18 protein-coding genes and 2 pseudogenes are annotated in these 22100 nt (G+C 70.5%); 12 read left to right on the top strand and 8 right to left on the bottom strand.

Annotation, left to right across the window (positions count from 1 at the left end; all coding sequences use genetic code 11):
* The 3 genes from GEV28_RS07800 to GEV28_RS07810 all read right to left on the bottom strand — a co-directional run.
* Positions 1–750: alpha-amylase family glycosyl hydrolase (locus tag GEV28_RS07800; RefSeq protein ID WP_291410143.1), on the bottom strand; the 750-nt coding region annotated here is incomplete at its 3' end.
* A gap of 169 nt (positions 751–919) precedes the next feature.
* Positions 920–1855: a zinc metalloprotease gene (locus GEV28_RS07805; protein WP_291410146.1), complete on the bottom strand. Its 936-nt coding sequence runs from the start codon at positions 1853–1855 to the stop codon at positions 920–922.
* A 145-nt stretch (positions 1856–2000) separates the two neighbouring features.
* The gene (locus GEV28_RS07810) at positions 2001–3968 is read right to left on the bottom strand and encodes a maltotransferase domain-containing protein (RefSeq protein WP_291410148.1); all 1968 of its coding nucleotides are present in this window, start codon (positions 3966–3968) and stop codon (positions 2001–2003) included.
* A 135-nt stretch (positions 3969–4103) separates the two neighbouring features.
* Between GEV28_RS07810 and glgP the strand changes: the two genes are divergently transcribed.
* Together glgP and GEV28_RS07820 are read left to right on the top strand one after the other, a co-directional pair.
* Positions 4104–6656, top strand: coding sequence for an alpha-glucan family phosphorylase (glgP, locus tag GEV28_RS07815; protein WP_291410150.1), 2553 nt, complete (start codon positions 4104–4106; stop codon positions 6654–6656).
* 152 nt (positions 6657–6808) lie between these two features.
* On the top strand, positions 6809–7153 hold the full coding sequence (locus tag GEV28_RS07820; protein ID WP_291410152.1) for a hypothetical protein: 345 nt from the start codon (positions 6809–6811) through the stop codon (positions 7151–7153).
* A 32-nt stretch (positions 7154–7185) separates the two neighbouring features.
* Here GEV28_RS07820 and GEV28_RS07825 read toward each other — a convergent pair whose 3' ends face one another.
* Together GEV28_RS07825 and GEV28_RS07830 are read right to left on the bottom strand one after the other, a co-directional pair.
* On the bottom strand, positions 7186–8076 hold the full coding sequence (locus GEV28_RS07825; protein WP_291410154.1) for an aminoglycoside phosphotransferase family protein: 891 nt from the start codon (positions 8074–8076) through the stop codon (positions 7186–7188).
* A gap of 19 nt (positions 8077–8095) precedes the next feature.
* A complete protein-coding gene (locus tag GEV28_RS07830; protein WP_291410156.1) occupies positions 8096–9412 on the bottom strand; it encodes a helix-turn-helix domain-containing protein in 1317 nt (438 codons plus the stop codon).
* 898 nt (positions 9413–10310) lie between these two features.
* Here GEV28_RS07830 and GEV28_RS07835 point away from each other — a divergent pair.
* The 7 genes and pseudogenes from GEV28_RS07835 (at position 10311) to GEV28_RS07865 (ending at position 17769) form a co-directional block, all read left to right on the top strand.
* Positions 10311–10574: a hypothetical protein gene (locus GEV28_RS07835; RefSeq protein ID WP_291410157.1), complete on the top strand. Its 264-nt coding sequence runs from the start codon at positions 10311–10313 to the stop codon at positions 10572–10574.
* 26 nt (positions 10575–10600) lie between these two features.
* Positions 10601–10819 (top strand): hypothetical protein, encoded by a 219-nt coding sequence (locus GEV28_RS07840; RefSeq protein ID WP_291410159.1) that lies wholly within the window; start codon positions 10601–10603, stop codon positions 10817–10819.
* Positions 10820–11009: 190 nt separating this feature from the next.
* On the top strand, positions 11010–12272 hold the full coding sequence (gene fxlM / locus GEV28_RS07845; protein ID WP_291410161.1) for a methyltransferase, FxLD system: 1263 nt from the start codon (positions 11010–11012) through the stop codon (positions 12270–12272).
* Between the two features lie 6 nt (positions 12273–12278).
* Positions 12279–12416: pseudogene (locus GEV28_RS07850) on the top strand (FxLD family lanthipeptide); the annotation flags it as partial.
* Between the two features lie 88 nt (positions 12417–12504).
* The gene (locus GEV28_RS07855) at positions 12505–15600 is read left to right on the top strand and encodes a lantibiotic dehydratase (protein ID WP_291410163.1); all 3096 of its coding nucleotides are present in this window, start codon (positions 12505–12507) and stop codon (positions 15598–15600) included.
* Positions 15597–16628: a lanthionine synthetase C family protein gene (locus tag GEV28_RS07860; protein WP_291410165.1), complete on the top strand. Its 1032-nt coding sequence runs from the start codon at positions 15597–15599 to the stop codon at positions 16626–16628. Before GEV28_RS07855 ends, GEV28_RS07860 begins: the two co-directional genes overlap by 4 nt.
* Before the next feature lie 178 nt (positions 16629–16806).
* Complete coding sequence (locus GEV28_RS07865) at positions 16807–17769, top strand: thiopeptide-type bacteriocin biosynthesis protein (protein ID WP_291410167.1); 963 nt, start codon at positions 16807–16809, stop codon at positions 17767–17769.
* A 163-nt stretch (positions 17770–17932) separates the two neighbouring features.
* Here the strand turns inward: GEV28_RS07865 and GEV28_RS07870 are convergent, their stop codons facing one another.
* Positions 17933–19078 (bottom strand): hypothetical protein, encoded by a 1146-nt coding sequence (locus GEV28_RS07870; protein WP_291410170.1) that lies wholly within the window; start codon positions 19076–19078, stop codon positions 17933–17935.
* Between the two features lie 92 nt (positions 19079–19170).
* Here GEV28_RS07870 and GEV28_RS07875 point away from each other — a divergent pair, with 92 nt between their 5' ends.
* Genes GEV28_RS07875 through GEV28_RS07885 form a run of 3 tightly spaced genes read left to right on the top strand, consistent with a single transcriptional unit; the run spans position 19171 to position 21109 of the window.
* Positions 19171–19788 (top strand): class I SAM-dependent methyltransferase, encoded by a 618-nt coding sequence (locus GEV28_RS07875; RefSeq protein ID WP_291410172.1) that lies wholly within the window; start codon positions 19171–19173, stop codon positions 19786–19788.
* Positions 19785–20552 (top strand): arginase family protein, encoded by a 768-nt coding sequence (locus GEV28_RS07880; protein ID WP_291410174.1) that lies wholly within the window; start codon positions 19785–19787, stop codon positions 20550–20552. Before GEV28_RS07875 ends, GEV28_RS07880 begins: the two co-directional genes overlap by 4 nt.
* Positions 20549–21109, top strand: a complete 561-nt coding sequence (locus GEV28_RS07885) for a dihydrofolate reductase family protein (protein WP_291410176.1) — start codon at positions 20549–20551, stop codon at positions 21107–21109. The genes GEV28_RS07880 and GEV28_RS07885 overlap by 4 nt, the downstream gene beginning before the upstream one ends.
* Here the strand turns inward: GEV28_RS07885 and GEV28_RS07890 are convergent.
* A complete protein-coding gene (locus GEV28_RS07890; protein WP_291410178.1) occupies positions 21102–21497 on the bottom strand; it encodes a rhodanese-like domain-containing protein in 396 nt (131 codons plus the stop codon). The genes GEV28_RS07885 and GEV28_RS07890 overlap by 8 nt on opposite strands.
* Positions 21494–22061 (bottom strand): annotated as a pseudogene (locus GEV28_RS07895) (cysteine dioxygenase family protein). The gene GEV28_RS07890 and the pseudogene GEV28_RS07895 overlap by 4 nt, the downstream one beginning before the upstream one ends.
* Between the last annotated feature and the right edge of the window lie 39 nt (positions 22062–22100).

Consider the following 22100-nt stretch of genomic DNA (forward strand, 5'->3'; position numbering starts at 1 on the left):
GGGCACGGCGTCGAGGCGGAAGCCGTCGATACCGAGGTCGAGCCAGAAGCGCAGGACGTCGATCATCGCGTCGGCGACTTCGGCGCTCTCGTAGTTGAGGTCGGGCTGGTGGGAGAAGAACCGGTGCCAGTAGAACTGCCCGCGGACCGGGTCGTACGTCCAGTTCGAGGACTCGGTGTCGACGAAGATGATCCGCGCGTCGGGGTAGTTCTCGTCGGTGTCGGACCACACGTAGTAGTCGCCGTACGGGCCGTCCGGGTGCTGGCGGGACTCCTGGAACCAGGGGTGGGCGTCGCTGGTGTGGTTGAGCACCAGGTCGGTGATGACCCGCAGCCCGCGGCGGTGGGCCTGGTCGAGGAGGTGCACGAGGTCCTCGACGGTGCCGAACTCGGGGAGCACGGCGCGGAAGTCGGAGATGTCGTAGCCGCCGTCGCGCAGCGGGGAGGCGTAGAAGGGCGGGAGCCAGAGGCAGTCCACGCCGAGCCACTGGAGGTAGTCCAGCTTGTCGGCGAGGCCGCGCAGGTCGCCGGTGCCGTCGTTGGTGAAGTCGTTGAACGCGCGGACCAGCACCTCGTAGAAGACCGCGGTCTTGTACCAGTCGGGTGCCTTGGGTGCCGAGCGCGCGTGCCCGAACTCGCCGGACTGCGGCTCGACGAGGTGACCGTCGGAGGTGAGCGACTCACCCGTGTGCGGCACGCCGTCCAGGCCGAGTTCGGCGTCCGGACGTGTCGTCTCGGGAGATTCGGTCATCCCCGTTCCCTCACCTAACTCCTCGGGCACGCGGCGTCGTCGTCACGTGGTTTGCGATCATGGTGCCAGGTCCTCCCCGGCGCTCTTCTCCATGGTCACCGCTGTGCCGAGATCTTGCACGGTGCCGCCGGACCACCGGCCCGGCGGCACCGTCGCTTGTGGAGCGAGCTCAGGCTCGGTAGGCCGTCCAGGCGCTCAGGATGCGCGATGCCTGGCCCGGGGTGAACTGGTTGTAGCAGGGGTCGTAGGAGTAGTCCATGTAGTTGTGGATCGGGTCCAGACCGGTGGTGCCCCTGCAGGTGTCCTTGCCCTCCGGGCAGCCGCTCGTCGCCGTCCGCTGGGCCGGGGTGTCCGCCACCAGGTCATTGTCCTTGCTGCAGCCGCCCTGGAAGGTGTGGTACAGCCCGGCCCAGTGGCCCGCCTCGTGCGAGGCGGTCTTGCCGAGGTTGTAGTTGTCGATCGGCCCGCCGGGCAGCGAGCCCCACTGGATCACGATGCCGTCGAGCTCCGGGTCGGCGGCGTACCACCAGGGGAAGGTGGCGTAGCCGAGGTAGCTGGTGTTGGTCGACCAGATGTTGAGGGTGCGCGAGTCACCCTCGTGGGTCGCGGTCTTGAGCGCGGCCTCGCCGCTCGCGCTGTCCGGGTCGTTGAACCAGGCGTCGTTCTGCCAGCGCCGCACGGCCTGGAGGGTGAACTGCATCTCGGTGTTCGCCGCGGTGCCCGGGGCCTCCTGACCGGCGAAGTCCTGGTTCATCTCGGCGATCTGGGCGTTGATGGCCGAGTCCGACACGTTGCCCGTGCCGTCCGAGGCGTAGACGACGTGGAAGACGACCGACACGTTCATCGCCGCCGCCGCGACGGGCTTCTTGCTCGCCAGGCGCGAGCGCATCTGCGCGTCGACCGCGGCGACCTCCTTCTGGGACACCTCGTTGCGCTCGTGCGCGTGGGCGCCCGGCCGGACCCGGGCGGCTGAGCCCTCATCGGCCGCGCACTCGACGGAGGATGTGGTGGGGGCGGCGGCCACGCTCGCCGCCGGCAGGACGGCGAACGCGGACGCGGACAGGGCGAGCGCCAGTAAGGCACCCGTTGTTCGGGGCTTGGACATGCGGAACCTTTCGATGCAGGGGGCACGGCTGCTGACGTGCCATGCATCGGACCGTACGTCGCTCTGCGTGACTTGGTAAGTCCTTGTCACACAAGGGTTTCGGGGTGACAATTACCGGTTGGGCCCGACCGCCCGGCCGCCCGGCTCAGCGGATCACGGTCAGGATGTGGGCCACCGCCTGCGTCGGCTCCAGGCGGACGTAGTTGGCCTGGCCCCAGTCCCACGTGTGGCCGCTCACCTCGTCGCGCACCGCGAACCGCTCGCCCCAGTCGAGGCCAAGGGTCGGCAGGTCCAGCCAGACCGTGCCCTCCTGCGCGTGGTAGGAGTCCAGGTTCACGACCACGATCACCGTGTCCTTGCCGCCCGGGTCCGTCTTCGAGTACGCCAGCATCGACTCGTTCTCGACGGGGTGGAAGCGCAGGGTCCGCAGCTGGTGCAGCGCGGGATGCGCGGACCGGATCGCGTTCAGCCGGGCGATCCACGGCTCCAGCGACCGCCCGTCGGCCACGGCCTCGGCGAAGTCGCGCGGGCGCAGCTCGTACTTCTCCGAGTTCAGGTACTCCTCGCTGCCCTCGCGCACCGCCTCGTGCTCGTAGAGCTCGTAGCCCGAGTACACCCCCCACGTCGGCGAGAGGGTCGCCGCCAGCGCGGCCCGCAGCGCGAACATCGCCGGTCCGCCGTACTGCAGCGACGCGTGCAGGATGTCCGGGGTGTTCACGAACAGGTTCGGCCGGGCCTCGTCGGCGTGCGCGACGATCTCCTCGCCGAACTCGACCAGCTCGTGCTTGTGCGTCCGCCAGGTGAAGTACGTGTACGACTGGGTGAAACCCAGGCGCGCGAGCCCGTAGAGCCTGGCCCGGCGGGTGAAGGCCTCGGACAGGAACAGCACGTCCGGCTCGGCGGCCTTCACCTGGTGGATCAGCCAGTGCCAGAAGTTCGGCGGCTTGGTGTGCGGGTTGTCGACCCGGAAGATCCGAACCCCGTGGCTCACCCAGTGCAGCACCACGCGCAGCACCTCGGCGTAGATGCCCTCGGGATCGGTGTCGAAGTTGAGCGGGTAGATGTCCTGGTACCTCTTCGGCGGGTTCTCCGCGTACGCGACCGTCCCGTCCGGACGGATCGTGAACCACTCCGGGTGCTCGGTGACCCACGGGTGGTCCGGCGCGCACTGCAGCGCGAGGTCGAGCGCCACCTCCATGCCCAGCTCGTGCGCCCGAGCCACGAACGCGTCGAAGTCCTCGAACGTGCCGAGCGCGGGGTGGATGGCGTCGTGGCCGCCTTCCGCCGAGCCGATGGCCCACGTCGAGCCGACGTCCTCCGGCACCGACACCACGCTGTTGTTGGGCCCCTTGCGGTTCACCGCCCCGATCGGGTGGACCGGCGGTAGGTAGACGATGTCGAAGCCCATGCCCGCGACCCGGTCCAGCTCCTTGGCGGCCGTGGCGAACGTGCCGTGCACCGGCTTGCCCGACTCGTCGACGCCACCGGTCGAGCGGGGGAACAGCTCGTACCAGGAGCCGAACAGCGCCCGCGACCGGTCGACCCACAGCTGGTTCTTGCGCCCTCGGGTGACGAGGTCGCGGATCGGGTTGGCGAGCATGTACTTCTGGATCGGCTCGGCGAGCGCCTCGGCGATCCGGGCGGGCAGCGGCAGCGTGGTGTCCCGCAGCGCGGTGGCCGCCGCGACGAGCAGCCGCTTCTCGCCGTTGTGCGGGAACCGGCGGGCGGCCCGGTCGAGCAGCAGGGCACCGTTCTCCAGGTCGTTGGCCAGCTCGTCGGGGCCCTGGGCGGCACCGACCTTGACCTCGACCGCGTGCCGCCATGTCGCCCAGGGGTCGCTCCAGGCGTCGATGCGGTAGGTCCACATGCCGGCCGTGTCGGGGGAGATCGAGGCGACCCAGTGGTCGGTGTTCGGGTCGTCGCAGGTCATGCGGGTCTGCCGCTCGACCTCGTCGTGTGGCCCACGCCATACCACGGTCGCGCCCACCGCGTCGTGCCCCTCGCGCCAGACCGTCGCCCGCACCGGGATGTGCTCGCCCACCACCGCCTTCGCCGGGTAGCGGCCACAGCTGACCACAGGGGACAGGTCGTCGATGCCCAGTCGACCACTCACCGGTCACATCCTCCCTGCACAGGCGCACACCACCGAAGATCGTCCCCCACCACCCGAAGTCTGCCCGGTCCGGTCGGAGCGCACACCGCCCGCCGCCGTGAATTTCCGGATCGACTGCCGATAGGGTCGACCGACGTGAAAGCTGTACGCCGCTTTACCGTGCGCGCCGGGCTGCCGGAGTCCTTGGCCGAGCTGGGCACGCTCGCCACGAACCTCCGGTGGACCTGGCATCCGCCGACCCAGGAGCTGTTCGCGGCCATCGACCAGGGGATCTGGGATCGGCTGGGCGACCCGCTGCGGCTGCTCGCCGAGGTTCCGGCCAGCCGGTTGGAGCAGCTCGCCGCCGACCAGGAGTTCCTGGCCAGGACCGCCGAGCTGTCCGAGGATCTGCGCCTCTACCTCACCGGCGCCCGCTGGTACCAGCAGCGTCGCGACGAGCTGGCAGCGCACGGGCCGGAGGGCAACGGCCGGTACGACCGGATGCCCGAGTCGATCGCCTACTTCTCGATGGAGTTCGGCGTCACCGAGGCGCTGCCCAACTACTCGGGCGGGCTCGGCGTGCTGGCCGGCGACCACCTCAAGGCGGCCTCCGACCTCGGCGTGCCGCTGATCGGCGTCGGCCTGCTCTACCGGTCCGGGTACTTCCGTCAGTCGCTGTCGCTGGACGGCTGGCAGGTCGAGCACTACCCGGTGATCGACCCGAGCGGGCTGCCGCTCGAGCCGCTGGTCGAGCCATCCGGCGCGCCGATCCTGGTGCACGTGGCGATGCCCGGCGGCCGGGTGCTGCGGGCGCGGATCTGGAAGGCGCGGGTCGGCCGGGTGCCGCTGCTGCTGCTGGACTCCGACGTGGACGGCAACGACGACGACCTGCGGGGCGTCACCGACCGGCTCTACGGCGGCGACCAGAACCACCGGATCCGGCAGGAGATCCTCGCCGGCGTCGGCGGGGTGCGGGCGGTGCGGACGTACTGCGAGCTCACCGGGCACCCGCAGCCGGAGGTGTTCCACACCAACGAAGGCCACGCCGGCTTCCTCGGGCTCGAGCGGCTCCGTGAGCTGATGTCGGGCCAGCACCTGTCGTTCGACGAGGCGCTGTCCGCGGTGCGCGCGGGGACCGTGTTCACCACCCACACGCCGGTGCCGGCCGGCATCGACCGGTTCCCGATCGACCTGGTGCAGCACTACTTCGGCGACGGCTCGCTGCTGCCGGACGTGGACCTCCGCCGGATCCTCGCACTGGGTGCCGAGGAGAACGCCGGCATGTTCAACATGGCGCACATGGGTCTGCGGCTCGCGCAGCGCGCCAACGGTGTGTCGAAGCTGCACGGCGAGGTCAGCCGGGACATGTTCGGCGCGTTGTGGGCCGGGTTCGACACCGACGAGGTGCCGATCACCTCGGTCACCAACGGCGTGCACGGTCCGACGTGGACCGCCCGCGAGATGGCGCGGCTGGTCGCCGACGACGTCCGGATGGACCACGTGACCGACGCCGAGCTGTGGGACCTGCGCTGCGCGCTGCGCCGCAGGCTCGTCACCGAGGTGCGGCGGCGGGTCCGGGAGGCGTGGCTGCAGCGCGGCGCGTCGCCGCTTGAGCTCGCCTGGACCGACACGGTGTTCGACCCGGACGTGCTCACCGTCGGGTTCGCCCGGCGGGTGCCGACGTACAAGCGGCTCACCCTGATGCTGCGCGACCACGACCGGCTGCGGGCGCTGCTGCTGCACTCCGACCGGCCGGTGCAGCTGGTGGTGGCTGGCAAGTCGCACCCGGCCGACGACGGCGGCAAGGCGCTGATCCAGCAGGTCGTGAAGTTCGCCGACGACCCGTCGGTGCGGCACCGGATCGCGTTCCTTCCCGACTACGACATGTCGATGGCCCGGTACCTGTACTGGGGCTGCGACGTGTGGCTGAACAACCCGACGAGGCCACTGGAGGCGTGCGGGACGTCCGGCATGAAGTCCGCGCTCAACGGCGGGCTCAACCTGTCCATCCGGGACGGTTGGTGGGACGAGCTGTACGACGGCAGCAACGGCTGGGCCATCCCCACCGCCGACGGCGTGCACGACCCGCTGCGCCGCGACGACCTGGAGGCGGCCGCGCTCTACGAGCTGCTCGCCGGGCAGGTGGCGCCGCTGTTCTACGAGCGGTCCGGCGGCGTGCCGGTGCAGTGGCTCGCGATGGTCCGGCACACGCTGGCCTCGCTCGGGCCCGAGGTGCAGGCGTCGCGGATGGTGCGGGAGTACGTCGTGTCCCAGTACAAGCCGGCGGCGACCGCGGTCGAGCTGGCCAGGGCCGACGACTTCCGCGCGGCGCGGGGGCTGGCCGAGTACCGCGACCGGCTCGCCGGGGCGTGGGGCTACGTGCGGGTGACCGACTGCGAGCTGAGCATCGACCCGGACGGCCGGCGCACGCCGGTGCTGGGTGAGCGGGTGCGGGTGCGGGCGTCGGTCGACCTGGCCGGGCTCGCTCCGTCGGACGTGCAGGTCCAGGTGGTCGTCGGCCGGGTCGCGGACAGCGACGAGCTGTACGACGTGGTCACCGCGCCGATGGAGCCTGTGGGCGACGGGACCTACGAGGCGGAGATCCCGCTCCCGCACACCGGCGCCCTGGGCGCGACGGCCAGGGTCCTGCCCCGCCACGAGCTCCTGGCGAGCCCGGTCGAGCTGGGCCGCGTAGTAGTGGCCAACTGACCCCGGTAACGCCCGCGCGAGTCCAACACTCGGGAACGGGGACTCGCGGGTCGGGTAGGCGGACCCTCATTGGTGACGAATTTCGGGGTATGGGCAGGTCAGGCGGGGGTAGTGCAGGTCAGCGGCGGCCGGGTGTGGCGCGTGAGGTGCCGGTGTTCGACTTGTATGCGCGGTTGTCGTGGAACCCGAACACTCGTGAGTTGGAGAAGATCGAGGACCAGTGGGCGGATAACGCGACGGTCATCGATCGGATGGGCGGCGCGCTGGGTGAGCTGCTGTCCGACGGGTTGTCGGCGTGGAAGCGGGGGTGCGTCGGTCGGGGTGGGAGCGGTTGTTGGAGCGGGTGGAGTCCGGCGAGTCCGGAGGAACGCGCGGACGCGCTGATGGCCGGCATAACGATCGCGTCGCTCGCGATGCCGGCGCGCAACCGGGAGACCGCGCCGCTCGACCTTGACGCGACCGACGGATTCCCAGTTTGCTTCGTGATGCCACGGTGAATGTTGCGGAGGGCACCGGCAGTTGGCTGCGGTTATGAGACTGCTCGCCATCTGACGGACCGATCGCCGGAGCGCAGCGACGTCACCCGTCTTGCAAGCTCCTCGGCTGCGGCGGGCTTGCCGGGCGCGAGGCGGATGTAGGACGCCACCGAGTGCAGTTCTGCGATGTCGCGGAGCAGCGTCCAGTTTCGCCATCGTGTCAAGTCGTAGCCGTACGCACTGAGGAAGGCGGTCCGGTCCGCCTCGGCTTCGTGGAAGTGGTCGGGCAGGCCGGCGAGGAGGTCGAGTTCGCGCGGCCCGAGACATGCCTGGTCCCAGTCGATCAGCACCCAGCCATCCCCGCGCCGGACAAGGTTCTCGCGGTGCGCGTCGGCGTGCACGAGCCCGATCGCCAACGGGAAGGTCGTCTTGGCGAAGGCGTCGACCAACGTCCTGGCTCGGGCGCCGAGCCATGCCCGATCCTCGGCCGTCAGCGCTGGTTGGTGCCGGCGCTGGTCGATCTCCAGGGCTTCGTCGAGCCGGTGTAACGGGCGGTACCGGGGCACGGAGAAGGGCGGTGCTGGCAACTCGTGGAGCTGTCGCAGCAGACCCGCTAGGTCGCCGAGGGTGGGCGGTGGTGTCGTCGGCCGGTACGGCCAGAACGTGGCGACCGCCGAGTCGGCGACGACCGGCTGGTTGCCTGGCATGGGGGGCAGGGCGATGGGACTCGGCCGCGTGGATATCCAGCGGGTCAAGGCGATCACGGTGGCCGCGCGCTCCCGCCGAAGAGCCGTGGCCGGGGCCAAGCGGGCGACGATCTGCTCGTGGGGAAGCAGGTAGACCGCGTTGGATCGATGGTGCAGCAGACGCGCATCGCGGTCGTTCAGGCCGAACGCGCGGCACACCTGCGCGAGCGCATCCAGCCCAGGAAGACCTTCCGGCATGAGCTGATCGTCGCGGGTGTCAGGCGGCCGTGGCCAGCGCTTCGCGAATGCACTGGCGCAGCTCGGCGACACCGGAGTCGTGACCGAATGGCGCCGCCGCGTCCGCCAGCACCTGGAGCCGGGCGTAGGCCCGCTTCGAGGACAAGGTGCTGATCTCGGTCACGGCCTCATGGCCGGCGGCCACCGCGGAGTCCACCTCCCCGACGTAGAAGTAGCTTCCCGCCAGGCCAGGTAGATTGACGGCCCGCGAACGCGCGTAGGCCGACCCGAAGCTCTCAACCGCGACACGCAGGTGCTCGACGGCTATCGGTGCATAGCTCGGTGCCGCTTTGGCGAGCAGGTAGAACGAGTGTCCATGCTGCGCGGCGATCTCCGCAGGGATCACGTGAGCCGCCCACGGCGGCGCAGTTGCGGGATCGGCGTCGGCGTAGAACTGCTGGGCGTCGCCGAGCGCGCGCTGGCAGGGTTCGGCGTCGCCGAGCGATGCGTGACACCAGGCCAGGGTCGCGGCGATGTAGCTGCGTGTACTGGCGCTGACGGGGTAGTTGCGGGTCGTCGCGGTCGCCGCGCCGAGCTGCACCAGCCGCAGTGCTTCGTCCGGTCGGCCCAGGTGCAGCGCTTGATGCGCGAGGTCGAGCAGCAGGATCACGGTCAGGTCGGCACTGCGCGGGTGATCGGCGCGACGAGCGGTGTCCAGCGCGATCATCCACAGCCGGCGTGCGGCTTCGTTCTGCTCCACGTCGTAGGTCATCCACGCGGCGGCCATGGCCAGGTCGGCGGTGGCGAGCAGGAGTTGAGCGCGCACCTGGTCGGAGCACCGAGCATCCTGGAGTTTGAGCACGTAGCCGAGTTGCGCGACTGCTGCCGCCCGGGACAGTCCGCCCCCGTGCCGGTAGTCGGACAGGCGGAACGCCGCCGTGGTCTCCTGGATGGCCTCCACATCGGCGGCGCCGATGCGGCGGGGTGGCGGTGGGTCGCTGCGGACCGGCAGCAGTGTCTCCAGCCGTTCCAGCTCGGGATGGACGCCGGCATCCAAGGTGATGGCGGCGACGGCGCCAAAGAAGTCCCTGCGATCCACCCAACTCACCTCCTCGCCGTTCACGCTACCGGCGGGTGAGGAGTGGAAGCCCAGCAGCGCCACCGGAATGCCCAGCGCCGCAGCGATGCGGGCGACGACCGCGATGTCGCGGAGTTGATGTTCGCCGCGTTCGACGGCGGAGACGCGAGGCTGGTGCAGCCCGATCAGGAACCCGAGTTCCTCCTGCGAGAGCTTGGCCTGGAGTCGAACCGCCCGGAACACGGTGCCGAAGTCGTAACTGGCCAGGGCGTTACGCATGGCCGGCGTGTCGTAGAAGCCGTCTGGGACCGGGCACTGGCCGTAGGAACGGGCGGCACGTGCGCAGGGATCACACAGGACGCCGAGGTGCCCTCGGCGCAACATGCACCCGCATGAGCGGCAGCGGTGCCCTGCGTCGCTGGTCATCGTCCCCTTTCCATGCCGTTACCGGTTAGCTCCTCACGGTAACGCCCGAGGCGACGCCATGGTGATTGAGGTCTCCGATCCCATGTGGGCCCCGCGGTACCCGCCTCCAGCGTCGATCACCAGCCCGAGCAGGTCTAGGCCGAGTAGGTCTATCCGCTGGTGTAGAAGTCGCCGAAGATCATCGCGACGGTAGGTGCGTGACTGGCAACTACTTCGAAGCCCACGGCGTCCCATGTGGGACATGCGGCTACCCCGCACACCACACGCGGCCGTGCGACTCGATACGTCTCGCCGCTAGGCAACCGGACCGGTGCGGTTCTGAGCCGCGACCTCCGCAGGTCCTCCCATGCGCTCCCGCGCCGGTCCGGGTCCCAACGTCGTCGGCCCGGAGGTCTGCGTGATGGCTAGTGTCGTGAGTCCGAGGAACGTTTGCGTTTGCCGGGCCCAGATCGCCCCTGGCCGCGTTGTGGGAACCCCGAATACGACCCGGTATGAGGGATTCCCTCCGCCTCGCCAGGAACGATCTGGATCCCCGGCAAACGTCAAACAACCTCGAACTCACGACACTAGGTCCATGACCTTCTCCGCTCCGTTCACTACTTCCGGGACAGGAACTCGTCGTTAGTGATTCGGCGCCGAGTCGGCGCATTGCGCACTTAGATCGAAGGTCCATTCGAGAATTAGGAAAGTAGCAACCTGGCCCACATGTATTGGCGGGCTTCGATGTTGATGAGGGAGATTGATTTAGATCATGTCTGAGGTGTTTGTGACGCTTGTGTCGGTGGGGGTCGATGCGGGCTGTCCGATGCGGTTCCGGGTGCACGACAAGGACATCGTGGAGTTCTGGGCCGGTGGTGATCCGATCGGCGAGTTCGACGTGAGTTTCGAGGTGGAGGCATTGCGGCAGTTCCTCGAACTCGGCGCTCGTGCCATCGCGGAGGTGGATGAGTTGCGCGCGCGGGAGCAGGCCGATGCTGACCCGAAGTGCCCCGAAGCCAAGGCACACGTGGCATGAAGCGTCGGCGACCGGAAGCATCGGTCATGGTGGAGATCCCGGATTGTCGGATGGAGGCATCGGTCACCCGGGATCGGGCGTTCGTGTTCAACCTGGGATGGCCGCATGACACGACAACATTCGTGTTCCAACGCCGCCGGGCGTTGCGGCGGTTCGTCCGCCTCGCCAGCGACATCTTGGCGGCCCCGTCGCCGAACCACGATCCGACGGACGCGAGCACAGAGATCATCAGTGCGCCCGACTGACCGGCCGAGCACGCGTGATGAGCCCATGAGCAGCGGCCTGGTTCCGGTGGACTTGGCGACCCCGACCGCCATGTCCACCGGTCGGCTTGCTGGCCGGTCCGGTCATCGGGGTGGCCGCTCGCGGGCGCGCCGAGACTGGGTCCGTGACGTCTCCACAGAAAGGTGTAGTCGTGTGGCTACTGTTCGAAGTATGACGATGGTTGATGGTTCGCGGGCCGACGAGTTGCGGGAAGCGATGATCGGCGCGCTGCGTGAGATGGGAGCGGTTCAGAGCGATCGGGTCGCCGAGGTGTTTCGGGCGGTGCCTCGGCACCTGTTCACGCCGGGGGCGCCGCTGGAGGACGCCTACGACCCCCGCGACGCGGTGCACGTGAAGCGGGACGACCGGGGGGTTCCGATCAGCACGGTCTCCTCGCCGCAGTTGCAGGGCTCCATGCTGGAGCAGGCCGACATCCGTCCTGGAATGACCGCGATGGAGATCGGGTCCGGTGGCGTGAACGCCGCGATGATGAGCTGGCTGACCGGTCCCGAGGGGCAGGTCACCACCGTGGACATCGACTCGGACGTGATCGAGCGGGCGAGGCGTCTGCTCGACGCGGCCGGCTATGCGCGGGTGAACGTCGTTCTCGCCGACGCCGAGAACGGTGTCGCGGAGCACGCTCCGTACGACCGGATCATCGTCACGGTCGGTGCCTGGGACATCCCTCCGGCATGGGTGAACCAGCTCGCGCCGGGCGGACGTCTGGTGGTCCCGCTGCGGATGCGCGGACTGACGCGCTCGCTGGAGCTTGAGCGCGAGGGTGACCACTTGGTGAGTCGGTCGGCCATGATCTGCGGGTTCGTCGCCATGCAGGGCGCGGGGGCCAATCGCGAGCGGTTGGTGCCGTTGCGCGGCACCAGAGTGGCGCTCCGGTTCGACGACGGCTGGCCCGGCGAGCGGGTACCGGACATGGACCGTGTCCTCGATACAACACGGGCCGAGGCGTGGACCGGCGTGACGATCGGCGGCACGGAGTCGTTCGAGACGCTGCAACTCTGGCTGGCCACGGCGTTCCCCGGCTTCGGCAAGCTCCGGGCCGACGCCGATCAACGCTCCGTTCTGGTCGACGACGACAACTTGTGGTTCGACTCAGCGGCGGTCGTCGGCGACTCGGTGGCCTACCTGACCACGCGCCGGGTGGAACCGGGTGTCTCCGAGTTCGGCGCCCACGCGTTCGGTCCGCACGCCACGGACCTCGCCGAGGCGATGGCCGAGCAGGTCCGTATCTGGGACCGCGAGCAACGCCACGGCCCCGGCCCGAACTTCGGCGTCTGGCCTCTCAACACGCCTGACGAACGGCTGCCAGAGGGCTTGGTCATCAACAAGCGGCACCACCGCGTCACGATCTCCTGGCCAGCGGCGACCAGCGCCACGACCGGCCAGGGCAACCAGGAAGAAACACAAGGAGAGTGATTCAGCATGACCCTGGCCCTCACACCACCCGCTGAGGAGGTCGACGAGTTCTCGCTCGATCTGCGGGTGATCGAGGACAGCCTTCCGCTCGCCAAGATGTCGTGCAACACCGACGACAACTGCGGTGGCTCGACCTGCGGCAGTGCCTGTACCAGCAACGTCACTCAACCGCTCGGACGTCGAGCGGCGGTTGGGGAGGTAGGACGGGAGGCGGGCGGTGGGCGCGAGGCGGATGCTGTTCCGGCACGCAGGTGTGGTGATGGCGCGAGCCAGCACCGATCCGGGCGGGCTGGACCTGCCCGAGTCAGTCGACCTCGACACCGAGGACGCCCTCGGTGCGGGCCGTGTGTGGTTGGCACACCTGTGGCGACGTGCCGAGGTCCGGACCGCATTGCGGGTTGCCAGCCCGGCGCTGTCGCAACAGGTCGATGCCATCGTTGGTGGCGACCGCGTCGATGCCCGTCAGTTTCGACGCGTGCTCATCACGACCTCGTCCTATCTCCGACGCTGGCAGCGGCGCGCCACCCCGTTCGGCCTGTTCGCCGGGGTGGCCGCCGCGTCAGCGGACACTCCGGCGACTGCGCGGCTCGGCGAGGAACATCAGGTGGCGGCGCGGGCGGGCGCGCGGTGGTTGGGCGAGATCATCGACGGCCTGGAGCAGCGCCCCGACCTGCTGCCACGCCTGCCTGTGGTGGTCAACGACGCCGGATTCACGCGCGGCGACCGGTTCGTTGTTCCCGCCCGGCCCGACGAAAGCCAACCGCGTCGCGGTGCGGCGTTGGACTCCTCCGTCCGCCGCACCAAGGCGGTGGCGGCCGCGTTAGCCGGCGCGGCCGCACCGGTCCTTGTCGCTGAGCTGACCCAACGCGTCGGGGAGCAGTTCCCCGCCGCAGGAGCGGACAAGATTCAACGTCTACTCGCCGAGTTGGTCGCCAGTCGTGCTTTGATCACCAGCCTGCGCGCGCCGATGACGACCGTCGATCCGCTGGCGCACCTGGTTGCCGAGCTGGAAGCCGTGGGCGCCGAGGATCTGCCGGACCTCGCGGAGTTGGTCACACAGCTCGGCGCGATCCGTGAGGAGCTGTCCTCGCTCAGGTCCTGGGCGCTCCCGCCGGACTACTCCTTGGCCTTGGAGAGCGTTGCGGAACGCATGCGTGCGGTGCGCGATGTTCCGGGACGAGTGCTGGCCGTGGACGTGGTGCTCGCCGGCAAGCTCACGGTTCCCGAGGCGGTCTTGAACGAGGCGGAGGCTGCCGCAACAGTGCTGCTGCGGCTCACGCCGTTTCCATTCGGCGACCCGGTTTGGAAGGACTTCCACGCTGAGTTCCTCGACCGCTACGGCGTCGGAGCGGTCGTCGCCGTGCGCGACGTGGTCGCCGACTCCGGCCTGGGGTATCCGGCCGGGTTCCTCGGCGCGCCCCGGCCCCGCGCCGCGCACCTGTTGACAGAACGCGATGTCACCCTGCTGACGCTGATCCAGGAAGCCACCGCCGAGGGCCGCACTGAGATCACGCTGACCGAGCAGGTCATCGGCGACCTGAGGGTCGGCGACCACGCCAAGATGGTGACGCCTGCGCGGGTGGAACTGGCCTTCCAGCTCCACGCCGTCTGTCTCGACGCGCTGGAGCGCGGCCAGTTCCAACTCTGGATCACCGGGGCGCCCATGCACGCCAACAGCGTGGCCGGACGGTTCGCCCACCTTCTACCCGACGAGGACCGGCAACGCCTGGCAACCACGTACATGCCGACGCGCGAGCACACCATCGCGGCGCAGCTGTCGTTTCTGCCCCGCCGCGAGCACAATGAGAACATCACCCGCACGCCTCGTCTGCTGTCGCACGTGATTTCCTTGGCCGAGCACCGCGGCGATGACGAGACCGTGATCCGGATGGGTGACCTCGCGGTCACCGCCGACACCACGCAGATGTCGCTGGTGCGGATCTCGACCGGGGAACGCATCCAGCCGCACATCCCGCACGCGCTGGAAACCAGCACGCAAACCCCGCCCCTGGCGCGGTTTCTCGCCGAGGTGGCGTCCGCGCGGTGCGGCGCCTTCGGCCCGATCGGGTTCGGAGCTGCCCACGACCTGCCGTTCCACCCCCGCATCCGCTACGGCCGCGTCGTCCTGTCTGCGGCCCGGTGGCTGTTGAAGCCCACCGACCTCCCTCCGGCACGCACTGGCACCACGGCGTGGGACGACGCATTGAGCACGTGGCGCGACCGGTGGCGCGTTCCCTCGACCGTCGTGCTGTGCGAGAGCGACCTTCGCCTACCGCTCGACCTGGACGACCGCCGAGACCGGACCCTGTTGCGCACCCGGCTGGAGCGCAACCGCACCGGAATGGTCGAACTCCGCGAAGCCGGCGCCCACGACAGCCGCGCGTGGGCCGGCCGGGCCTGCGAACTGGTCGTCCCGCTCACCGCCGTCCCGAGCCCTGATACGCCACCACGCCCAAGGACAGCGCCGCTGCGCACGGTGACCCGATCCGACGCCCTGCTCCCAGGGCGTTCATCAGTGTTGCGCGCTCACCTTCACGGTCACCCGCTGCGCTTCGACGACATCCTCAGCAATCACCTGCCCCAACTCTTCGCGGACACCGACAACCCCGTGATCCGGTGGTGGTTCTGGCGCCACCACGACCCTGCCCGCCCGGACAGGGACCAGCACCTGGTGCTGTGCTTGCGACTTCGCGCAGCGGGGGACTACGGGACCGCCGCCGCCCAGATCGCGGACTGGGCGGCACCTCTCCGCGCGTCGGGCCTGCTCGCGGACCTCAACCTCGGCGCGTACCAGCCGCCGCGCGGCGCATTCGGCCACGGTGCGGAGGCGGAGGACGCCGTGGAAGACGTGTTGGCGACGGACTCGGCAGCGGCCATCACCCAGCTCTGGTGGGCCACCCGCACCGGGACGCCCAACCAGGCCATCGCCGCGGCGTCCCTGGCGGACCTGGCCGCCTCACTGGCCCCGATCCCCGAAGTCGGGCTACGCCGCATGCTCGATCTCCTCCCGCAAGAGCACGGCAAGCTGGACCGCGGACTCAGCGAGACGGCGCTGGGGCTGGTCGATGCCGATGGCTGGGCGCGACCTCAGCGTCTTCCGGATGGTCAAACCGTGACGCGCGTGTGGGACCAGCGCCGGGCCGCGCTCGCCGCGTACCGAGACCGGTTCCTCCAGGACGGTGACGGCCAGCTGGTGCTGCGGACCCTGCTGCACGAGCACCACCTCCGGGCTGTCGGCGTCGATCCGGGCGTGGAGAAGGTCACCAACCGCCTCGCCCGCGCTGTCGCTCAGCGCCGGCTTGCCCTCAGCCGCCAAGGCACGTCGTGACCGCCACGGACGATGCCGCCCAGCTCGCCGAGACGCTCGCCGCGAAGCTGGCCACTCCCACGCACGACACCGACGACAAGACAGGACGAGAGCAGTCTCTCGCTCAGGGCGCGGCCGGCGTCGCCCTGCTGCACATCGAACGCGCTCTCGCAGGAGTGGGATCGTGGAGCACCGCGCACGCCTGGGTGAGCACAGCGACCGCTCGTGGGATCAGTGCGGCCGACGACACCAGTCTCTACCTTGGCGCACCGGCGCTCTCCTTCATCCTGCACGCCGCCGAAGCCGACCACGTCCGCCGCTACGACAGGGCGCTGTCCACCGTGGACTCCGGCGTCGCCGCTTTGGCACATCGACGGGTCGACGCCGCCGTGGCGCGTGCTCAGTGCGGCGAGGCAACGACATTCGTCGAGTACGACCTGTTCTCCGGTCTGGCCGGGATCGGGCAGCTCCTGCTCCGGCATGCGCCTGGAACCGACGCGCTCGGACGCATCCTCGACTATCTGGTGCGCCTGACCACACCGCGCGCCGATGGCCTCCCCGGCTGGTGGGTCTCCCGCGACCCAGACAGCACCCTGCCCACACCCGGCGGACACGCCAATCACGGCGTCGCACACGGAATCTCCGGCGTGCTGGCGCTCCTCGGCACCGCGCTGCGGCATGGCGTCACCGTCGACGGACATCGCGATGCCATCGCGACCATCAGCACGCACCTGGACGCCTGGCGGCACGACGAGGAACCCGGCTCCTGGTGGCCGGAGTGGATCACCCGAGGCGAACAGCGCACTGGCCGGTCACGGCAACGCGGCCCGTTCCGGCCGAGCTGGTGCTACGGAACTCCCGGCATTGCCCGCGCCCAGCAGATCGCCGCCATCGCCACCGGCGACGCGGCGCGGCAACGCATGGCCGAGCACGCCATCGCGGCGTGCCTGTTCGACGCCGGCCAGCTCTCCGGCATCACCGACCACGGCCTGTGCCACGCTGGGCCGGGCTGTACCAGACCGCCTGGCGAGCCGCCCAGGACGCGCTAACACCCGAGATCAGCCGCCACCTGCCGCGACTGGTCGCATCGCTCACACACCACGCCGACGCTGGCAACCGGGATGACCCCGGACTCCTCACCGGCGTCGCCGGGCTCGCTCTCGCCGCACACACCGCCGCGCGCAACACCGCGCCGATCTCAGGATGGGACGCATGCCTGCTGATCACATGACCACCGTCGAGATCATCGAAACCGCCATCGCGAAGGTCTTGACCGGCACGCCGCTGGCCGACGCCGCATCGAAAGTAGGCATGCAAGCTGCGGCACTGGCCGACGCCATCGAGGTCTACCGGCAGGCCGGCCAGCGCGCACTCGAGCGCCACACCGACCCAGGTTGGTGGCAGGTCTACATCCGCTTCACCGACTGGGACCTGGTCGAGCTAGCTGTCGCCGACCACCTTGCGCCACTGCTACTGCAAGCCGAAGCCGACGGCTTGATCACCGCCTGGTGGTTCATGCGGAAACACCCCTGCTGGCGGCTACGGCTCCGACCCGGCCCGGCTGGACACGCAATGACAGCGGATCTCTCTGCCGCTCTCGACCAGCTCACCGCGGGAGGCCAGATCGCCGGGTGGTGGCCCGGCATCTATGAACCGGAAACCGCCGCGTTCGGCGGCAACCCCGGCATGGACATCGCCCACGACCTGTTATGCGCGGACAGCCGCGCCATCGTCACCATGCTCCGCAGCGACGAAACCACGCTCGGCCGCCGGGAGCTGTCCCTGCTGCTGTGCAGCACGCTCATGCGCGCCGCCAACCTGGAGTGGTACGAGCAAGGCGACGTCTGGCACCGCCTCACTCAAGAACGCCCACTCCCCGGCGACATCCCGACCGGCAAGATCGCTGCGATGGCTGACGATGTCAAACCCCTGCTGCTCACCAGCACCGCACCCGACGGCCCGCTGCTCGGCGAGAACGGCCCGCTCGCCCCCGCCGCCAGTTGGGCCGAGGCGTTCCGCCGAACCGGCCGAGCCCTCGGCATCGCCGCACGCGAGGGCACGTTGCGACGAGGACTCCGCGAGATCATCAGCTACCTCGTGATCTTCCACTGGAACCGCCTCGGGCTGCACGTCCGAACCCAGAGCATCCTCGCCTCCGCGGCACGCACTGCGATCCTCCGCCCGGTATAGGAAGCATGCCTGATGAATAGTCGGTCTCTATCAAGAGCCTGCGCGCAGCGATACCCTGCACGTGGCACTGGATTGGAAACGAGTCGTCCCCTCAGCTGCTGCGGGCCGCGGCTACGGCAGGATCGTCACGCAGGCTGCGACGCCTTCGGGGGACTCGCGAGCTTCAGCAGACCTCCAGGCGGCTGCGGGTGCTCGCGACCCGGGGCCACCAGGAGGCGAGCTTCTCAGCCTCGGTGATGACCTGCCGCGCGGTCTGGTTGTCGCCGGAGGCCATGTGGGCGCGGGCGAGCGTGGCGAGGTCGTCGGCGCGGCCGAGGAGGCTGTCGCCGGCGTCGGCGGCCCTGGTGGCGAGCGTGATGGCCACGTCGAGGTTGCCGCGCAGCAGCGCCACCAGCGCCCGCACGCCGTTGAGCTTGTAGCTCGGGTAGCCGAGGGTGGTCGCGTTCTCCAGCGACTGGTTGGCCGTGGACAGGCCGAGCTCGGCGTCGAGGTGCCCGGCCTCGACGCTGAAGCACGCGAGGCTCGCGAGGGCGGCGAACGAGCCGGCCGCCTCGTCGGGTTCCTGCTCGGCGTCGGAGGCGAGCTTCACCGCGAGGATCATCGCCTCGACGTAGCGGCCCTGGGCCTCCAGCACGGACATCCGCGCGCTGAGCGCGGCGCGCAGGTCGGGATAGGCCTCACGCAGCGCCATGGCGAGCCGCTCCGCCGCGGCCAGGTCGCCGCCACGGGCCGCGTCGATGGTCTCGCCGACCAGCGGCGCGGCCTCGAGCTGCCGGGCGTGCTCGTTGCTCACGAAGGGCAGCCGGAACAGCAGCCAGCCGGTCGAGGTGCCGACGGCCGAGCGGCGCGGCAGCATTCCGTAGACGAACTCGGCGACGCACGCGACGGCGAACCCGTGCGCGAACGCCCCGCCGTCGACGTTGGCCGCGGCCGGCACGAGGACGGCGACTTCCGCTAGTGCCGAGCACAGCGCCGACCACCACATCCGCTTGCGCACCGGTGCCGTGGTGGCCCGCACGCCGACGGCCAGGACGACCGGGATCGCGCGGACGGCGACCGCGCGGTTGGGGCGGCTCCAGTCCGCGAGCCGGGGGCCCATGCCGATGACGACCCGCTGCACCCGCATCCCGACCAGCGGCACGCTGAGGAGCAGGCCGACCTGGCTGGCGGCGAGGACCACGAGCAGCCCGACGACCGCGCCGGCGAGCCCTTCGGCCACCCCGCCCGACCACTCGACGACGACGATCGCGACGACGGCCACGATCGTCGCGATCGCGCCGGGTGCGGCGAGCAAGCGAATGATCCTCACGAGAAGCAGACGTTACGCCGCGCGGTGGCGGTTCCCCCGCCTGCGGGGACAGCCGAAAGGGCAATGTCGGGGCGGTCCGCTACCGTTCCGGGGTGGACGATCGGAAAGCGCTGGTCCGCAAGGGTTACGACGCGCTGTCCCGGCGATACGACGACACGTACGGTGCCGACCGGAAGTACGCTCCGTGGCTCGCTTCGCTGACCTCGGCCCTTCCTCCCGCGGCGACCGTGGTCGACCTCGGCTGCGGCAGCGGGGTGCCCGTGGCCCGCGCGCTTACCGCGGCCGGGCACCGGGTCACCGGGGTGGACTTCAGCGCCGAGCAGGTCCGGCGGGCCCGCGCGCTGGTGCCGGCCGCCACCTTCGTGCGGGAGGACCTCACGGCCGTGTCGTTCGAGCACGGATCGGTGGACGCGGTGGTGGCGTTCTACTCGATCATCCACGTGCCGCTCGACGAGCAGCCCGCACTGCTGGGCCGGGTCGCGACCTGGCTGCGCCCCGGCGGCCTGTTCGCCGCGACGATGGGGCACACGGCGTGGACGGGCACCGAGGACGACTGGCTCGGTGGCGGTGTGCCGATGTGGTGGAGCCACGCCGACGCCGCCACCAACCGGGCCTGGCTCGCGGGCGCCGGCGTGGAGGTCGAGCACGAGGAGTTCGTACCGGAGGGGGACGGCGGCGCCGTCCTGTTCGTGGCGAGGAGGCCGACATGATCGTGGTGCCGTTCCACCAGGACACGGCGTTGCCCGAGGGGACGCTGCCGGTGCCCGCGGGCGTCACGGTCGCCACGGACCTGCCGGCGGGTGACCGGTGGCCGCGGCTGGTCGCGTTGTGGGACGCGGTCGCCGCCACCGTCGCCGCCGATCCCGCGCCGGTCGTCGTGTCGGGGGACTGCCTCGTGGCGCTCGGCGTGGTCGCCGGGGTGCAGCGGGCGGGCGCCGACCCGGCGATCGTGTGGTTCGACGCGCACGGCGACGTGCACACGCTGGAGTCCAGCACGTCCGGCTACCTCGGCGGGCTCGCGCTGCGCCTGGTGCTGGGCGCGCACGCCGACCGCGTGGCCGAGCCCCTGGGCCTCCGCCCGATCCCCGAGCGCCGCGCCGTCCTGGTCGACGCCCGCGACCTCGACCCGGCGGAGGCCGACTATCTCGCCGCCAGCGACCTCCGCCACTGCCCGGTGACCGACGTCGAGCCGCCGGACGGACCCCTGGTCCTCCACGTCGACGTGGACGTGATCGACAGCGCCGAGCTGCCCGGCCTGCTGTTCCCGGCCCCCGACGGCCCCTCGACCGCCACGGTCGTGACGGCGGTCCGGCGCATCGTCGCCACCGGCCGGGTGGCCGCGCTGTCCATCGCCTGCCCGTGGCACCCCACCCCAACCGAGGGCCGCCGCGACCTCATCGAGGCGCTCGCGATGAGATTCGGCGTCGCGGGTGGTCCGACCGTCGACCACCCCGACCGAGGAGGCACCCCATGAGCACCGTCCTGTTGTTGGTCAGCATGTCGCTCGACGGCTACGTCGCCGGGCCGAACGTCGCGGCCGACGAGCCGATGGGGGAGGGCGGCGAGCGCCTGCACGAGTGGATGTTCGCCGACCCATCACCCACGGACGTCGAGCTGATGGCCAGAACCCGAGCGGCCACCGGCGCGGTCGTGATCGGCCGGCGCACCTTCGACGTCGGCCTGCGGCACTGGGGCGACGTGCCCTACCCGGCGCCGTCGTTCGTCGTCACCCACGAGCAGCGGCCCGAGCTGGCGCAGGAGAGCGGCACGTTCACCTTCGTCGACGGCGTGCCGTCGGCGATCGACCAGGCCCGCGCGGCCGCCGGCGACCGCACGGTCGTCCTGATGGGCGCCGACCTCGCCAGGCAGGCGCTGCGGGCCGGGCTCGTCGACGAGGTGTTCATCAACCTCGTCCCGGTCACCCTCGGCGGCGGCGCGAGCCTCTTCGCCGGCCTCGACGTGCACCTGGCGCCCGCCGAGGTGATCAGCTCCCCGGCGGTGACGCACCTGCGCTACCGCGTGGTCAGGTGACGGCCTTGGTCGGGCCCTCGCGGACCGGGAGGCCCGCCGCGTGCCATGCGCGGAAGCCGCCGACCAGGTCGGTGGCCCGGTGCAGGCCCAGCGCGCGCAGGTCCCGCGCCGCGAGGCTCGACGAGTAGCCCTCGTTGCACACGACGACGACCACGGTGTCCTCGGTGACGCCGTCGATGCGGTGGTCGCCGTGCGGGTCGAGGCGCCATTCGAGGACGATGCGCTCGATCGGCACCGAGCCCGGGATCTCGCCCTCGGCCGCCCGGTTGTGGACCGGTCGGAGGTCGACCACCAGCGCGCCGTCGGCCTGCAGCGCGGCCGCTTCGGACGGCAAGACACGCGACAGCGAAGCACGCGCCTCGGTCAGGACGTGATCGATGCGGCTCACGGTTCGACCGGCGCCAAGCGCAGTGCGGCCAGCGACCGCGCGGGCGGCAGTGGCGGGATGTGGTCGGGAATGTCCTGCAAGCTCGCGTACTCCCGGGTCTGCACCAGCGGCGGGGAGTACGCGTGCACGCCGGCCGCCTTCGCCGGCCCGGTGTTCCACACCTGGTGCGCGCGGCCCGCGCCGAAGCCGATCGCCGAGCCGGTGTCGTGCGTGCGGTGCCCGACCGGCCCGCGCGGGGTAGCGGTAGGTCTCCGACAGCGAGCCCAGCACCATCGTGAACGCGCCGGACGCGCCGCCGTGGTCGTGCGGCTCGGTGCGCCGGCCGGGCAGCCACGACAGCAACCACAGCTCCACCTCCTCGGTCAGCGCCAGCCGCGCCCACCAGCGCTGGGGGCTCGCGAACCGGACGAGGTCGAGCAGCGGGCCGGAGAAGGACGCGCCGACCCGGGTGACCAGGTCGCGCAGCTCGTCCGGGGTCCACTGTGGACTGTACGGGCGGAGAAGTGCGGAGAGGGACGGGGAGACGGCAGGGTGCAGCTCGGCGGTCACTGTGGACACGGGAATGCTCCGGAGAGATGATAGGTGCGGCGGGGTCAGCGGGGT

The sequence above is a fragment of the Actinophytocola sp. genome, assembly GCF_009379765.1.
Taxonomy (GTDB): Bacteria; Actinomycetota; Actinomycetes; order Mycobacteriales; family Pseudonocardiaceae; genus Actinophytocola.

Bases quoted from the DNA above. Each gene is read 5' to 3' on its own strand.
- GEV28_RS07805 (WP_291410146.1), bottom strand. From the start codon at position 1,855: ATGTCCAAGCCCCGAACAACGGGTGCCTTACTGGCGCTCGCCCTGTCC.
- GEV28_RS07825 (WP_291410154.1), bottom strand. From the start codon at position 8,076: ATGCCGGAAGGTCTTCCTGGGCTGGATGCGCTCGCGCAGGTGTGCCGC.
- GEV28_RS07830 (WP_291410156.1), bottom strand. From the start codon at position 9,412: ATGCGTAACGCCCTGGCCAGTTACGACTTCGGCACCGTGTTCCGGGCG.
- GEV28_RS07835 (WP_291410157.1), top strand. From the start codon at position 10,311: ATGTCTGAGGTGTTTGTGACGCTTGTGTCGGTGGGGGTCGATGCGGGC.
- GEV28_RS07840 (WP_291410159.1), top strand. From the start codon at position 10,601: ATGGTGGAGATCCCGGATTGTCGGATGGAGGCATCGGTCACCCGGGAT.
- fxlM (WP_291410161.1), top strand. From the start codon at position 11,010: ATGACGATGGTTGATGGTTCGCGGGCCGACGAGTTGCGGGAAGCGATG.
- GEV28_RS07855 (WP_291410163.1), top strand. From the start codon at position 12,505: ATGCTGTTCCGGCACGCAGGTGTGGTGATGGCGCGAGCCAGCACCGAT.
- GEV28_RS07865 (WP_291410167.1), top strand. From the start codon at position 16,807: ATGACCACCGTCGAGATCATCGAAACCGCCATCGCGAAGGTCTTGACC.
- GEV28_RS07880 (WP_291410174.1), top strand. From the start codon at position 19,785: ATGATCGTGGTGCCGTTCCACCAGGACACGGCGTTGCCCGAGGGGACG.
- GEV28_RS07885 (WP_291410176.1), top strand. From the start codon at position 20,549: ATGAGCACCGTCCTGTTGTTGGTCAGCATGTCGCTCGACGGCTACGTC.